Source organism: Streptomyces gilvosporeus (genome assembly GCF_002082195.1).
GTDB classification, from domain to species: domain Bacteria; phylum Actinomycetota; class Actinomycetes; order Streptomycetales; family Streptomycetaceae; genus Streptomyces; species Streptomyces gilvosporeus.
Window position 1 is genome coordinate 5,120,762 of record NZ_CP020569.1, and the last position, 13,758, is coordinate 5,134,519.

17 protein-coding genes are annotated in these 13,758 nt (G+C 68.5%); 16 read left to right on the top strand and 1 reads right to left on the bottom strand.

Going from position 1 to position 13,758, the window contains the following annotated elements; genetic code table 11:
• The first annotated feature begins 435 nt into the window (after positions 1-435).
• From B1H19_RS22805 to B1H19_RS22825, 4 genes are all read left to right on the top strand, one after another.
• Positions 436-1,236: a pentapeptide repeat-containing protein gene (locus B1H19_RS22805; RefSeq protein WP_159028119.1), complete on the top strand. Its 801-nt coding sequence runs from the start codon at positions 436-438 to the stop codon at positions 1,234-1,236.
• 91 nt (positions 1,237-1,327) lie between these two features.
• Entirely contained in the window at positions 1,328-3,448 is a 2,121-nt protein-coding gene (locus B1H19_RS39935) for a DNA cytosine methyltransferase (RefSeq protein WP_237289478.1), read from the top strand.
• A 418-nt stretch (positions 3,449-3,866) separates the two neighbouring features.
• Positions 3,867-5,102: a helix-turn-helix domain-containing protein gene (locus B1H19_RS22820; protein ID WP_083106650.1), complete on the top strand. Its 1,236-nt coding sequence runs from the start codon at positions 3,867-3,869 to the stop codon at positions 5,100-5,102.
• A gap of 17 nt (positions 5,103-5,119) precedes the next feature.
• The gene (locus tag B1H19_RS22825; RefSeq protein ID WP_083109812.1) at positions 5,120-5,662 is read left to right on the top strand and encodes a flavoprotein; all 543 of its coding nucleotides are present in this window, start codon (positions 5,120-5,122) and stop codon (positions 5,660-5,662) included.
• A gap of 216 nt (positions 5,663-5,878) precedes the next feature.
• Here B1H19_RS22825 and B1H19_RS22830 read toward each other — a convergent pair whose 3' ends face one another.
• Entirely contained in the window at positions 5,879-6,274 is a 396-nt protein-coding gene (locus B1H19_RS22830) for a GntR family transcriptional regulator (protein ID WP_083106651.1), read from the bottom strand.
• 194 nt (positions 6,275-6,468) lie between these two features.
• Here B1H19_RS22830 and B1H19_RS22835 point away from each other — a divergent pair, with 194 nt between their 5' ends.
• The 12 genes from B1H19_RS22835 (at position 6,469) to B1H19_RS22890 (ending at position 13,680) form a co-directional block, all read left to right on the top strand.
• Positions 6,469-6,753 (top strand): hypothetical protein, encoded by a 285-nt coding sequence (locus B1H19_RS22835; protein ID WP_237289480.1) that lies wholly within the window; start codon positions 6,469-6,471, stop codon positions 6,751-6,753.
• A complete protein-coding gene (locus B1H19_RS22840; RefSeq protein ID WP_083106653.1) occupies positions 6,750-7,769 on the top strand; it encodes a DUF2637 domain-containing protein in 1,020 nt (339 codons plus the stop codon). Before B1H19_RS22835 ends, B1H19_RS22840 begins: the two co-directional genes overlap by 4 nt.
• Positions 7,766-8,101 carry a hypothetical protein gene (locus B1H19_RS22845; RefSeq protein WP_083106654.1) on the top strand — a complete coding sequence of 112 codons (336 nt, stop codon included), beginning with the start codon at positions 7,766-7,768 and terminating at the stop codon, positions 8,099-8,101. Before B1H19_RS22840 ends, B1H19_RS22845 begins: the two co-directional genes overlap by 4 nt.
• Complete coding sequence (locus tag B1H19_RS22850) at positions 8,098-8,745, top strand: GGDEF domain-containing protein (RefSeq protein ID WP_083106655.1); 648 nt, start codon at positions 8,098-8,100, stop codon at positions 8,743-8,745. The genes B1H19_RS22845 and B1H19_RS22850 overlap by 4 nt, the downstream gene beginning before the upstream one ends.
• Positions 8,742-9,077, top strand: a complete 336-nt coding sequence (locus B1H19_RS22855) for a hypothetical protein (protein WP_083106656.1) — start codon at positions 8,742-8,744, stop codon at positions 9,075-9,077. Before B1H19_RS22850 ends, B1H19_RS22855 begins: the two co-directional genes overlap by 4 nt.
• A 63-nt stretch (positions 9,078-9,140) precedes the next feature.
• Positions 9,141-9,419 (top strand): hypothetical protein, encoded by a 279-nt coding sequence (locus B1H19_RS22860; RefSeq protein ID WP_083106657.1) that lies wholly within the window; start codon positions 9,141-9,143, stop codon positions 9,417-9,419.
• A 94-nt stretch (positions 9,420-9,513) separates the two neighbouring features.
• Positions 9,514-11,742: an FtsK/SpoIIIE domain-containing protein gene (locus B1H19_RS22865; RefSeq protein WP_083106658.1), complete on the top strand. Its 2,229-nt coding sequence runs from the start codon at positions 9,514-9,516 to the stop codon at positions 11,740-11,742.
• Positions 11,743-11,881: 139 nt separating this feature from the next.
• On the top strand, positions 11,882-12,133 hold the full coding sequence (locus B1H19_RS22870; protein ID WP_083106659.1) for a hypothetical protein: 252 nt from the start codon (positions 11,882-11,884) through the stop codon (positions 12,131-12,133).
• Positions 12,134-12,144: 11 nt separating this feature from the next.
• Positions 12,145-12,390, top strand: coding sequence for a hypothetical protein (locus B1H19_RS22875; protein WP_083106660.1), 246 nt, complete (start codon positions 12,145-12,147; stop codon positions 12,388-12,390).
• 22 nt (positions 12,391-12,412) lie between these two features.
• Positions 12,413-12,598, top strand: coding sequence for a hypothetical protein (locus B1H19_RS22880; RefSeq protein ID WP_083106661.1), 186 nt, complete (start codon positions 12,413-12,415; stop codon positions 12,596-12,598).
• A gap of 25 nt (positions 12,599-12,623) precedes the next feature.
• Entirely contained in the window at positions 12,624-13,241 is a 618-nt protein-coding gene (locus B1H19_RS22885) for a hypothetical protein (protein ID WP_083109813.1), read from the top strand.
• A complete protein-coding gene (locus B1H19_RS22890; RefSeq protein ID WP_083106662.1) occupies positions 13,234-13,680 on the top strand; it encodes a DUF6292 family protein in 447 nt (148 codons plus the stop codon). The genes B1H19_RS22885 and B1H19_RS22890 overlap by 8 nt, the downstream gene beginning before the upstream one ends.
• Positions 13,681-13,758 lie beyond the last annotated feature (78 nt).

A 13,758-nucleotide genomic window follows, 5' to 3' on the forward strand; every position in this document is an offset into this window, starting at 1 on the left:
CCTGCGGCCACTGTCCCTGAACGTCCGTGGTTGTTCGGGGCAGTCCGCCGCGGTTGTCACTCAGTTAGACACTCAGTGGACGACAGCGAGATGGCGACTGAGCTGCCCTGAGGGCAACGCCCAGCTGGTCGCATCATGGACACGCGGGCTGCAAGGTCGAAGCTGGGTAGCAGTTGCGTAACACCACCGAATATAGACCTGCCATTCGTATCCACTGGTGGCATGACCAGTGGATCAGCGCGTGCCGGGGCACGCAGTGGACAGCTCCAGCGCATCGCCGAACGCCGGGTTGTGGCTAGCTTGCGGAGCCCTGCCGCACCTGTTGGTCCGCGGAGGCCCGGTCAGCGTCGCCGGGCCGTCGAACGGTTGCGCGCGAATCTTCCCCGGTGGACCGCTACTGACTCACGGGCGGCACCAACATCGGATGGTGAACGCGTGGGCTGGTGGACCCGGTTACAGCAGGCAGTCGGGCTCCTGGCCACGATGGCGACCCTTGCCGTGGCTGCCTTTACCTGGGTATCGATTCAGCAGGTCGGTACCGAGCAGGCGATCACCCGCGAAGGTCAGATCACCGACCGCTACAACACCGCCGTCACCAACCTCGGCAACGACTCCATCGACGTGCGTCTTGGTGGCATATACGCCCTGCAGCGCATCATGCAGGACTCGAGCCGAGACCAGCCTGCCTTGGTCCAAGTCCTGTCCGCCTACGTTCGCACCCATGCGCCACAGCCGAAGCACGGCAGGCGCGGACCAGACCAACCAGCCGACGACGTTAACGCCGCCCTCAACGTGCTGACCCATCGGGACCGCCAGCATGATGGAACCACTTATGTGGTGAACCTGGCCGGTGCGTACTTGGCCGGGGCGCGTCTTGAAAGCGCGGATCTGACCTACTTCCGCCTGAACCACGCGAATCTGAGCGGTGCACACCTGGACGGTGCCAGGCTGCGTCATACGGAACTCTCCGGCGCGCACTTGGAGGGCGCGCAAATGTGGGGGGACCTGACTGGAGCGCAGATGAGCAATGCCTACCTGACCGGTGCGGACATGGTTGGCGCGGACATGGCCGGCACGGATCTCACCGGTGCACACCTGGCCTCATCTGGCCTGGTCAACGCTGACCTGACTGGCGCGGATTTGACCGGTGCGGACCTGACGGGTGCTGACCTAACGGGTGCGCATCTGCGGGGCGCAGATATGTCCCACGCCCGCCTCGCCGGCACGAAACGGTGAGGATTCCCGCTGTAGGCGGGGTGCCAACGGGCAGCGGGGGAAAAATCCGTGAGTGGTGACGGTCAAGCTGGCGCGGTTTTGGGAGACATGAGTGGACTACGTTGAGATTGTGGACCTGTTCGCCGGGGTGGGCGGGTGGGACATCGCTGCACGTTGCCTGGACGTACCTGTGGTCGGCATTGAGTGGGATGCGGACGCCTGTGCCACGCGGCGGGCGGCAGGGTTGCCCACAGTCGAGGGCGACGTCCGCGCTTTCGGCCCGGCCGACTTCCCAACAGCCAACGTCCTTGCGGGCGGGCCGCCGTGCCAGACTTTCACCACAGCCGGCACTGGCGCGGGACATCGCGCTCCAGAGGCTCTAGACGGCGTGCTGCGCCTCATTCGGCGCATGGCCGATCGCGACGACATCGCCGCGGACCTGGCCTGCTGGAGTGACGAACGCACGGGCTTGGTGCTGGAGCCCCTGCGGTGGGCCCTCGCCGCAATCGACAGCGCCCGACCCTATGACGTGGTTGCGCTGGAGCAGGTACCGGCCGTACTTCCGGTCTGGGAAGCGGTGGGGAAAGTCCTGAAAGCCGAGGGCTATTCGGTGGCGTACGGGGTGTTGCACGCGGAGGAGTTCGGGCTCCCGCAGACGCGCCGCAGCGCCGTATTGATTGCCCGCCGCAACGGCGTGGCAGCGCTCCCCAAGGCGACGCATCGGCCCTATCGCAAGGGTGCACCCCGGGCCCAGGGTGATCCTGCCCTGCTGCCGTGGGTGACTATGGGAGAGACACTGGATCGTACGAGGCCGTTCGTTGTGGTCTCTAACTACGGCACTGGTGGCGACCCCACAGCCCGCGGCCGCCGCAGGTGCACAGAGCCGTCTTCCACCATCACCGGAAAGGTCAACCGCAACCGGGTCATGGCAGAAGACGGTGCCGAGCTTGATCGCCTATCCATGTCCGAGGCGGGCCGGCTCCAGGGCTTTCCCACCGACTATCCATGGGCAGGCAGGAACATCCCCCAACAGATCGGCAGCTCCGTTCCGCCGCTCCTTGCCGCCCACGTCCTCGCCGCCGCGCTCGGGCGAGACCACCCGTCTGCGGGCATCGCTATCCCATCCGTGCCACGCCCGCGATCAAGCGACGAGACAGTGACGGCCGTCAGCAATGTCAGTACCCCGGTGCACGCAACGCCTGATGGCCAATCACACCTGGCGTTGTCAGTGGGGTCAGCTACGTTCGGACGCATGGCTGACACTCAAATCAAGCCCGGACAGATCACCACCCGCACGGAAATGATGAGTGCTTTCGGGGGCGGACCGCAGGGGGGCATCGTCACGTCCGCTACCACCCCCAACATCCTCATCTACTCCGATCACGAGACCGGGCACCGTTATGGGTACTACGACGGTTGGCTTGCTGAAGAAGACGAGAAGGGGCCGATCTTCGAGTACACCGGGGCAGGCCGGATCGGAGACCAGACGTTCACCGGCCGCACTGGCACTGGGAACAAGGCCATTCTCCAGCATGTCGATGATGGCCGGGCCCTCCGCGTCTTCATAGCAGCGGGCAAGGTCCCCGGGTCTGGTGCGAAGTACCAGCGATACGTAGGCGAATTCGCGCTTGATGCCGACCTTCCGTACATCATCCGTCAGGTCCCGGACGACAACGGCAACCTCCGTAAGGCCATCGTTTTTCGCCTTCGGCCGGCTGGAGCTGTGGGCCGCGAGGAACAGGACGACATCCCGCCGGCGGAGAAGACGCGGGCCACTCTTGTACCGGCTGACGTCACAGCCAGCACCATGGTGGAGCCGGAGAACAACAAGAAGACCAAGGGGAAGCGCTCTGCTCAGCCGGGTACGGAGACGGAACGACGTGAGGCCGCGCTCTCGGATGACTTCCAGGCATTCCTCAAGAGCAGGGGGCACCAGGTCAAGCGGTTTCAGATCAAGATCGAAGGGCTGACTTCGACCCTCGTAACCGATCTCTACGACGTCACGGATCACGTTCTTTACGAGGCCAAGGGCAGTGCTACTCGCAAGGATGTCCGCATGGCGATTGGGCAGCTCCTCGACTACCGCCGTCACGTCACGCCCGCTGAGCCGCAGCTCGCGATCCTGCTGCCCAGTAAGCCCGACCTCGACTTGCGGGAGCTTCTGCACAAGGAGGGAATCGCGCTCGTCTATCGCGGCAGTGGGGAGTTCGTTGGCAGGATCCTGCCCGAGTAGGAGCTGGACAGTGGCAGCCGGGGGCACGTCTGCTCACGACCGGAGACTGAATGCGTCAGCTCGGAGCCTGAAGGTGGGGCGATAAGGGCGGTAAGGGTGATAAGCCGTCTGACCTGCGGTTTTCTGGGCGCGATAAGGGGGGCGATAAGGGGGGCGGTAAGTCTGGCCCCCTCGTGATACCCCGCCTGAGCTGGTGGGTTCACGTCGGCGGCTGGCGGCATGGAGCCCGGCGGCGCGGGCGGAGCCCGAGCGCGACTGGTCTGGGGGCGCGGTTCATCGAGCCCGGACAATCCGTCCGGGTCCCCTCCTGTTCAGCGCCTCACTCTGACCACGGCGGAAGGCCGAGTTCGCTTACCAGGCCGCCGCCGCGTCGGTACCGTGAAAGGCGCCCCTACTCAGCAGCGGGAGGCAACACCCCATGCGTGGTCTCGGAGATCACCTCAGCATCGGCGAACGTATCGCGTTCTACCGGAAGCGCCGCGGGTACACGCAAGAGGTGCTTGCCGGGCTGGTTGGCCGTAGCACTGACTGGCTTGCGAAGATCGAGACGGGGAGGCGGAAGCCGCCCCGAATCGACATGCTCGCGGAGCTCTCGCGCATCCTGCGCGTGCCCCTCGGAGACTTGCTTGGCCAGACCGTGCTCATGGAAGACGAGCGGCAACAGGACGACGTCCCCGCCGTACGCGATGCCCTCATGAGCCCGCGCCGGCTCTCGCGCCTGCTCTTCGGCCCTGAGGCTGAGGCTCAACTACCGATGCCTGCACCTGTGGCCATCCGTGTCGAGCAGGCATGGAACGACTACCAGGGTGGACGGTTCGGCAGCGTCACAGCCGCCCTTCCGGCGCTGCTTCAGACAGCACAGGAGCTGGAGGATCGCGCGGCGCGTCGCGGTGAGGACCGTAGCGACTGCTGGGCAGTGTCGGCCCGGGCGCACCACCTCGCGGCTACGACGCTCGCGAAGATTGGCGAGTCGGACATCTCGTGGCTCGCTGCCGAGCGTGCGATGCGAGCCGCTGACGAGTCGGATGACCCGCTCGTACTGGCATCCGCTGCGCGGTCCGGCACGCATGCCTTGCTGGCGAACGGGCGCTATGACGATGCCCTGGAACTGGGAAACACGGCAGCCGGGTGGCTGTCCGCTCAGGTGACCGACAACGACCCGGCGGCGCTCAGCCTGTTGGGGATGATTCACCTGCGCGCCGCTGTCGCTGCGGCGCGGCATCAAGACCGCCCCACCGCAACGGCGCTACTGGAGCGTGCCGAAGAACTTGCGGATGACCTCGGCGCGGATGAGAACTACTGGCAGACCGGCTTCGGGCCGACGAACGTAGTGCTGCACCGCCTGTCCATTGAGCTGGACCTCGACAACGTCTCGTACGTGGTGGAGCACGGCAGGATCAACGTCGATCACATGCCGCAGGAGCGCAGCGTCTCGCACCGTATCGACTTCGCGCGTGCCCTCTCCCTCGCTGGGCACGGGGATGAGGCGTTCGCCGAGCTGCGTACGGCTGAGCGCACGTCGCCACAGCTCGTACGCAACAATCCGAGGGTGCGCGAGACACTGCGGGACCTGATTAAGCAGTCGCCGGTAACCGGTGGCTCGCGCTCCTCCGAGGTATTCGTGATGGCGCAACGGTGCAGGGCGGTGCAGTGAGGTCGGTCAAGCGTGGGGTGCTCGGCGTCGTTGGGTCGGCGGCCGGCGGTGTAGAGGTATTGCGTACCGGGCTTGTTGAGCCTGCGATGGACCGAGGGTGGCGGGTGGCCGTCACGCTGACGCCGACCGCGGGTCAGTGGTTGCGGATGAACGGCGAGGCCGAACGGCTGGAGCAGCTCACGGGCCTGCCCGTGCGTGACGCGCCGCGTTTTCCTGGCGAGGTCCGACCGCATCCACCGGTTGACTGTTACGTGGTTGCTCCCGCGTCGGCCAACATGGTCGCCAAGCTCGCGACGGGCCTGATGGACAACCAAGCGCTGACGCAGGTTGGTGAGGCCATCGGCACCCTTGATCTCCCGGTTGTCGTCTTCCCGCGGGTGAACGCGGCGCACGCTCGCCATCCTGCCTGGCAAGGCCACATCGACGCCCTTCGGGCCGGGGATGTCCACGTCGTCGACGGGCCGGATGTCTGGCCGCTATACGAGCCGAGGGAGGCGCCGGCGGGGCGTGAACTCCCGTGGGCCGCAGTGCTGGATGCCGTAGATGAGGTGTCACCCTGATGTTCCGTCAATAGGGTTGACCTGCAAGGAAAAAGGACCCGGACAGTCTGTCCGGGTCCTCTTCTGTTTCCGGTCGCATGCTCATTGCCATGTCAGGGATCAACGAGCGAACCGGCGAGTTGGGGGGCTTGACCCCCGCAGAGCTTGCTTTGATCGAAGTGGGATTGAGCGAGGTGCGCGCCACGGCTGAACGACTGCTGAGGCGGGCAGACGAGCTCACGGCGAGGGTGGAGTCCTGTCGTCGACAAGCCGTTCAAGGCGGTCCAATCGCTCACCGAGCAGACGAAGGGCGTCATGAATAGTGCCGAGCTCTGCTGCCAGCGCGGTGAACGCGGGGCTGCTGCCTGGCTCGGTGCCCAGCGGCGTCGACGGGTCGCGGACAAACGTCCCGCGGCCTTGCTGGGTGAGGATCAACCCCTCGGTGCGGAGTTGCCCGTACGCGCTCTGCACGGTCATGAGCTGAACGCCAAGGTCTTTGGCGAGCTTGCGGGCCGCAGGGAGCCGGTCTCCCGGTCCGTACTCGCGGTCTGGCCCCGTGATCTTCTCCCGGTACTCCGCAGCGATCTCCTTGGCCGTGGGCGTGTGCTTGGGCGCTTCTCGGCTCTGCTCCATGGGTTCGAGAGTAGCTGGACCTAGGTCAATCTCTCTGAGCCCACCGAATCTCCTTGACAGTCAGATTGACTTAGGTCAATCTGAAATCGCTGCGCCGCTGGGACTCCCCAGCAAGGTCGCCCGGCGCCGTGGTTCTCCCTGCCCGTCCGATTTCAGGAGCATCTGTGCGTACGTACATCGGCACCCAAGAGATCGTGAGTAGCACCGAGTTCGAAGAGCTGGCGCTCGGCTTCGAGGAGTTCCCGCTGGGCATCGACCGTGATCTGTTTCGCGGCCCGCTGAGCGAGGAGTCGCCGAAGGAGCGGCGAGCGCGGCTGGACGTGGCCCGCGAGGTTCTGCGGGACCTGCGGGAGCAGGGCGAGGCGGGCGACGAGATCGCCGCGTGGGATGCCCTCTACGCCGACGCGCTCACCACTGTCGCCCCGCTGCGGTTCGTCCGCCGCGCTGGCCGCGCCGCGGGGAAGGGGGCGGCGGCATGACCGCCGTCATCGAGGGGGTGCGGCCGCAGGTTCCGCCGCTGACGCGTCCGGAGCTGGGGCTTGCCGGGGTCGGGGCGCTGGCGGCGGCCGGGGTCGGCGCGCTGGGTCTGCTGTCGTCCTTCGACGCGATGTCGGCTGCCGCCGAGCAGTGGGGGTTCGCGGAGCCGTGGATGTTGCCGGTCGGCATCGACACCGCGATCCCGGTGTTCACGCTGGCCAACTTGCTGCTGATCCGGCTGGACATGGCGCTGGCCTGGGTGCGGATGGTGCCGTGGGCGCTGACCCTGGTGACCTGCGGGCTGAACATCGCGGCCGGTCAGGGTGTGTGGGCGAAGCTGGCGCACGGGACCATGCCGCTGCTGTGGGTGGTGTTCTCCGAGATCGGTGCCCACATCTACGCCGTGCGGATCGGTGCGGTCACCGGCCGGCGGATGGAGAAGATCCGCCGCTCCCGCTGGCTGCTGGCCTTCCCCTCCACGTTCGCGCTGTGGCGGCGGATGACGCTGTGGGAGATCACCTCCTACTCCGAGGCTCTGGAGCGTGAGCGGGAGCGGCAGTTGCGCCGGGCCGAGCTGCGCGAGAAGCACGGCCGGCGCTGGCGCTCGCAGACCCCGCGTCGGGAGCGGGTGTTGCTGAAGCTGGGTGAGCTGGCGCCCGCAGGCGAGGAGCCGCAGCCGGTCGTCCCCGAGGAGCCGGAGCTGCCGGAGGCAGAGCCGGAGACGCCCAAGCCTCCGCGCAAGCGCCCCGCCAAGGCCAAGCCCAAGGCGAGCAAGGCTCAGCGGACTTCAGCGGAGCTGCTGGTAGAGGCGCGTGAGGTCACTGCCGAGTGGGCGGATGACGCGGTCAACGCCGAGGCGATCCGCAAGGCGGTGCGTACCTCTCAGGACAATGCCCGGATGCTGCGCGACACCCTCAAGGCCGAGCGCGCCGAAGCCGCCCGCTTCCGCCCCGAACCCCAGTCCATCGAGACCGCCCAGCCCGCCGAGACCGAGCACAGTGAGGGAGTTGCAGCATGAGCGCCGAGAGCCTGAACAGCCTGGTGCCCGCGATCGGCACTCTTGGCCGCCTGTCCGAGACGTTCAGGCACCTGCCGGCCACCGACATGAGTGTCCGGACCGTGTACGACCGGCAGCGTCGTTGCGACCGCCCGGCCGTGGTGATCAGCCTGCACCGCGACCTGGACGACTTCGAACTGTGGCGCGAAGCCCTCGGCATCCGCCCCGAGGCCGTGACGTACCAGATGCTGACCACCTCGGCAGTGCTCAGCGCCGAGACGGAGTGGTGCGGCACCTGGGTTGAGGTCCACGCCTACGGCCAGCTCTCGGAAACGCTCGGGGTGGCGGCATGAGCACCCTGGTAACGGCCATCGCCGCCGCCGGTCCGCTTGCGACCGGGTGGAGTCTCCACACGCTGTGGATGCGCCGCCGCCTGAACGTCGCCCGCCGCGACCCGCTCACGGGACTGCGGACCCGTGAGGGCTTCACCCGCCGCGCCAAGGCCCTGCTCAAGGACCCGCGGGCTGTGGTGGTGCTGGCGGACGTGGACCGCTTCAAGCAGATCAACGACCACCACGGCCACGCCGCGGGTGACGCACTGCTGAAGGCGACCGCGGACCGGTTCACCCACTACCTCGGCACCTCTGGCGTTGTGGGACGGCTGGGCGGGGACGAGTTCGCGGCGGTGCTCATCGACCGCGACGGCACCGCCGAGGACCTGCTCGCCGTCCTGCACCGCGTGCTCGCCCGGCCCGTCGACGGCCTGGACGCGGCCGTGCGCACCACGGTCTCGCTGGGCTGGGCCCGGGCTGCGGACCATCCCAGCGAGGAGCTGTCGGGGCTGCTGCGGCGGGCGGATGAAGCCATGTACGCGGCCAAGCAGGCCCGTGCCGGGGGACGCCGGACGGCACTGGGCGGGATCTTCGCCGCCCTGTCCGGCCGACATGGGCGCCGAGGCGCCCACCTCGGCGCGTCGGTCTCGGAGGCGGCGGCATGAAGTCCGAACCGATCACCGCCACCCGCCTGTTCCGCGCCGTCATGACGGCCGCCGCCTGGCGCTGCCAGTGCACCGGAGCATGCGGCCAACCCCACGCCCAGTCTGACGGACGCTGCCCGCGCGAGCACGACGGCTACTCGGGCAAGCACGGCGGCCCCATCCGGCTCATGGCCGCCCCGACCGACCCGACCATCACCGACCGTCAGGCCGTGACGCTCCCCGCGGGAGCGCTGCGGGCCTGGTGCCCCAACTGCCTCGCCGCCGCCCGGCGCACCGCGAGGCAGCAGACCCCCGCCCCGACCGCGGATCAGCGCAGCCTGTTCGACCTCTAGCCGTGCCACACCGCTCCCGGATTGTCCGGGAGCGGCCCACCTCCCCGACAAGGAGCACAAGCCGTGATCACCCGCGCCCAGACGCTCGCTGTGGCCAGCACCTACGTCACCACGCTGATCCCCGGTCGGGGCACCAGTCGGTACCCGATCGGCGTTGGCGCCGCCCGCAGTGCCATCCGCAAGAGCCGCCCGTCCGCCGACGTGCACATCTACGTGACCACCGACCGCGACGGCACGACCTTCCACGTCGTCCACGTCCACTTCCGCCCCGGCTTCTGGACCGACGTCGAGGACGTGACGGACATCTACGAGATCCCCACCGAAGCCCTCACCGAGCTCTGACCTGTCCCGTCCCCGTTCGCACGGGGCCCGGACGGCGCTTTGGCCGGCTGACGTCCGGGCCCCTTCCACCTCCCGTTTCCGGAAGGAAGCAGCAGTGAATCACGACGACGACAACGAACTGTTCAACCGACTCGAAGCCGAAATGACCGCCCCCGAGTCGGGCGACGTGGTCGACCTGAGCAAGGCGCGCGCCGCCCGTGCCGAGTCGGCCGACCCCACCCCCGACCGGTCGCCCGACTCCAACGCGGCCGAGTCGGCCGACCGGGGCGAGAGGGAGTCGGACGACTCCCACCCGACCATGGTCGACCGCCCGGTGCCGACCGAGTCTGGCCCGGGACTCCTCGACCGAATCAAGGGCGCCAAGCGACTCGACGTCATCCCGCCGTGGATGAAGTCGGGGGCGGAGTTCAAGGAAGCGGCGGGCTGGATCGCCGGACACGTCGGCCACACCGCCGCCTTCCACGGCCTGCGCGTCCCCTTCCTCTACGCCCCGAAACTGGTCTGGCGCTCCCCGCGCGGCGCCCTGAACACCCTGGGCAAGCTCGGCCGTTGGGCCGTGGACGCCGAGGGCGAGCCGCTGCGGCAGGCCGAGGCACGGCGCGAGAACTCCGAGATCTACCTCAAGCTCTCCCGCCAGCGCGACCGCCGCGTACGGCTCCGCGTCCTGGTCGCCCTGCTGGGCGCCCTCATCACGCTCGCCGGGATCCTCTACCTGGTCTACGGCGCCGACCCGGTCACCCAGTTCATCGCCACCGTGGTGGGAGTGCTGACCTTCGGATGGCTGGGGGCGCCGGCCGATGCGCCGCTGGCGACGCGGGCGGTCATCAAGACCGAGGTACAGAAGCTCACCAGCGACATCGTCATCAAGGCCATGGCCTCCATCGGCATCGGCCAGATCGCCTCCGCGGTCGCCAAGGGCCAGGACGGCATCAAGTTCGTCTCCCCGATCACCCGCGAGGGGCCCGGCTGGCGCGCCGACATCGACCTCCCCCTGGGCGTCACGGTCGCCGACGTCGCCGACCGCCGTGCCCGACTCGCCTCCGGCCTGCGGCGCCCGCTGGGGTGCGTGTGGCCGGACGCCGACCCCAACGAGCACGAGGGACGGCTCATCCTGTGGGTGGGGGACCGGGACCTGTCCAAGACCGGCAACGTCAAGTGGCAGCTTGCCAATGCCCGGCGCCACGACATCTTCAAGCGCATCCCGTTCGGTCTCGACCCGCGCGGCCGGGCCCAGTCGGTCCCGCTCGTCCAGCACAACGTCCTCGTCGGCTCGCAGCCCGGACAGGGCAAGACCGCCTCCGTGCGCGTGCTGGCCTGCGGCGCGGCCCTGGACCCGTCCGTGGAACTGTGGCTGCACGAGAACAAGGGCACCGGCGACCTGGACGAACTCGCCTGCATCTCCCACCGGTTCGTCTCCGGCATCGACGACGAGTCGATCAAGTACGCGGCCGACTCCCTCAAACTGCTGCGCGAGGAGGTCATGCGCCGGGCCGCAGCCATCAAGAAGCTGCCGCGGGACCTGTGCCCCGACAAACGCATCACCCGCGAGATCGCCGACAAACGCTCCCTGAAGCTGTGGCCCCTGCTCGCCGTCTTCGACGAGTGCCAAAACCTCTTCGCCCACGGCAAGTACGGCAAGCAGGCAGGCGAGGACGCCGAGTTCATCATCAAGCTCGGCCGCGCCCTCGGCGTCATCCTCGTCCTGGCAACCCAGCGCCCCGACAAAGACTCACTGCCCACCGGCATCAGCGGAAACGTCTCCATCCGCTTCTGCCTGAGGGTCGCCGGCCAGGTCGAGAACGACATGATCCTTGGCACGTCCGCGTACAAGAACGGCGTCCGTGCCACCGCCTTCCGACCCGAGATCGACGCCGGCAACGGCTACCTCGGCGGCGCCACCCCGCTCCCGGTCGTGGTGCGCACCGCCTACCTGGACGACAACGCCACCCACGCCATCGCCCAACGCGCCCTCGCACTCCGCAAGGCCGAGGGCACCCTGTCCGGCATCGCCCTCGGCGAGGAGTCCCAGACCCCGGCCGGGCCGACCTACGACCTGCTCGCCGACATCGCCGCCGTCGTCCCGCTCAGCGAGGAACGGGTGTGGAACGAGCGGATCGCCGCCCGGCTCGCCGAGCTTCGGCCCGAGATCTACGGCGGCTGGAAGGGCGAGAACGTCACCAGCACCCTGAAGCCCCACGGCATCAAGACCCGCGACGTCGCCGGCATCACCGACGACGGCACCCGCACCACCCGCCGCGGCATCGCCCGCGCCGACCTCACCAAGGCAATCACAGAGCGTGACGAATACCGGGGCGCCGCCTAGCCCTACGGGCCGCTACCGGTAGCGGGGTCACCTGCTACCGGTAGCACCCCCGCTAGCACACCGCACCGCACCCCACCAGCGATCTAGCGCATAGCACCCCACCTGCGAAAACCCCGAAAACCGCCCAGGAAGGGCCCTCATGTCCCCCATCGCTGCTGCTATCCCCTGCCTGATAGTCATCACACTCTGTTACGTGTCTCTGTGTGCGGTCAGCCCGTTCGGCACCTGCCGCAAATGCCGCGGGCTCGGCTTCCAGACCAAGACCGACCGCAAGGGCCGCCTCAAGCGCGGCAAGGACTGCCGACGCTGCCGCACCACAGGCAAGCGCATCCGCCTCGGCCGCTGGCTCTTCAACCGCACCCAGCGGATCTACCGCGACGGCACCCACTGAAAGGCCACGCCATGCGATACCGCTTCGCCGTACCGGTCCTGGCCGTACTGCTCGGGCTCACCGCCTGCGAGCCCGCGCCCGGGCCTGCCGGTCGCGTCATCGGCAAGGAGACCGCCTACCGGCCGGCTACCAAGACGCGCGACTGGACGCTGACCGTCCGCACCGTTGACGGCCGCACGGTCCGCTTCGAGGTCAGCCCCGGCGCCTACGACGCCTGCCCGCGCGGCTCCGCCTACCCCGCCTGCACCCACCGCTGACCGATCACGAAGGAGTCCCGCTATGGCTCTCACGATCCCGCTCGTCCTGCTCTTCGGCGTCGTCCTCGCCCTGCTCATCCGCTTCAAGGCCCTCGGCGCCGGCGCCGCCCTCATCGCGGTCCTGTTCGGCTTCTACCTCGCCGACACCGACGCCCGCCACACCATCAACCAGCTCATCTCCTCCCTCGCCCACGCCATCGGCAGCTGACCGAACGGAGACCACCGTGACCACCATGACCGCAGGGCCCACCGCCCGCCACTGGCTCACCGCCGCGGCACCGAAAGCCGCACCCGCACTCGCCACCTCCACCGTGCTGATCCTCGCCCGCATCTGGAACGCCAACGGCGCCGAACACTCCCTCGGCAACGCCGCCCTGATGACCGTGCTCGCCACCGCAGCGGCGGCAGCCGGCGCCTGCGCCTCTGTCGGCCACTCCGGGGACGGCGTGCTCGCAGGAACCGCGTTCGCCGCCTCGGGAGGGCTCGCCCTGGCCGGGGTCGCCGGGTACTCCGACGGGCTCTCGCTGCCGCTGCTGCTGTGGGCGCTGGCGACCGCCGTCGCCTACGGCCTGGCGGCCCGCTACTGGCGCACCGACCGCCGCGAAACCGTCGCCTACGAACGACGCACCGCCGAACGGCGCGAGGAACACAGCCACATCGAGCGCATCGAGACGATCCGCGGGCGCACCCAGATCGAGGTAGCCCGCGAAGCCAGCACCTACGCCGCAGCACTGGCCGAGGCCATGACCGCCCGCGCCACGCTGCCCGGCTTCAACCCCACCGAACTTACCCGTGCCGGGCTTCCCGAACTGCCTCTCACCCACACCGACAAGGAGCTTCCCCGTGCCTGACAACACCGCATACGTCCCCCACGCGCCCTACATCAAGGCCGTCGCCGATGCCCTGGACACCGACGGCTTGACCGTCGCCGACTGGAACGCCGACGACAACGACCCCCGCGACGCCTACATCGAGTTCGAACGATCGGTCACCTCGGCCGCTTACGGCGCAGACACCGAGGTCAGCCTGCTGTGGATGGAGGAAAGGGGCTGGATGGTCGGCTGGGGCAACGCCGACACCGTCTCGCAACAGGGCCTCGACTGGGTCATCGACCTGTTCACCGGCGTACTCCCCACCCCGGAAGAGATGGTCGCCGAGGCCCGCACGGTCGTGGCGAAGATCCCTGGCCCTCAGGGCGGGCCTTACGGCCGTTACCGCGACAGCTGCGATGACGACGGCTTCGAGCCCGAACTCGCCCAGTACGCCCGCGGGGCCAGCAGCATCCAGTAGCAACGCCGCGGCGGCGGGACTCCCCAGCAAGGTCGCCCGCCGCCGCGGTTCTCCCTGATCCGCTGAAGACAGAACAGG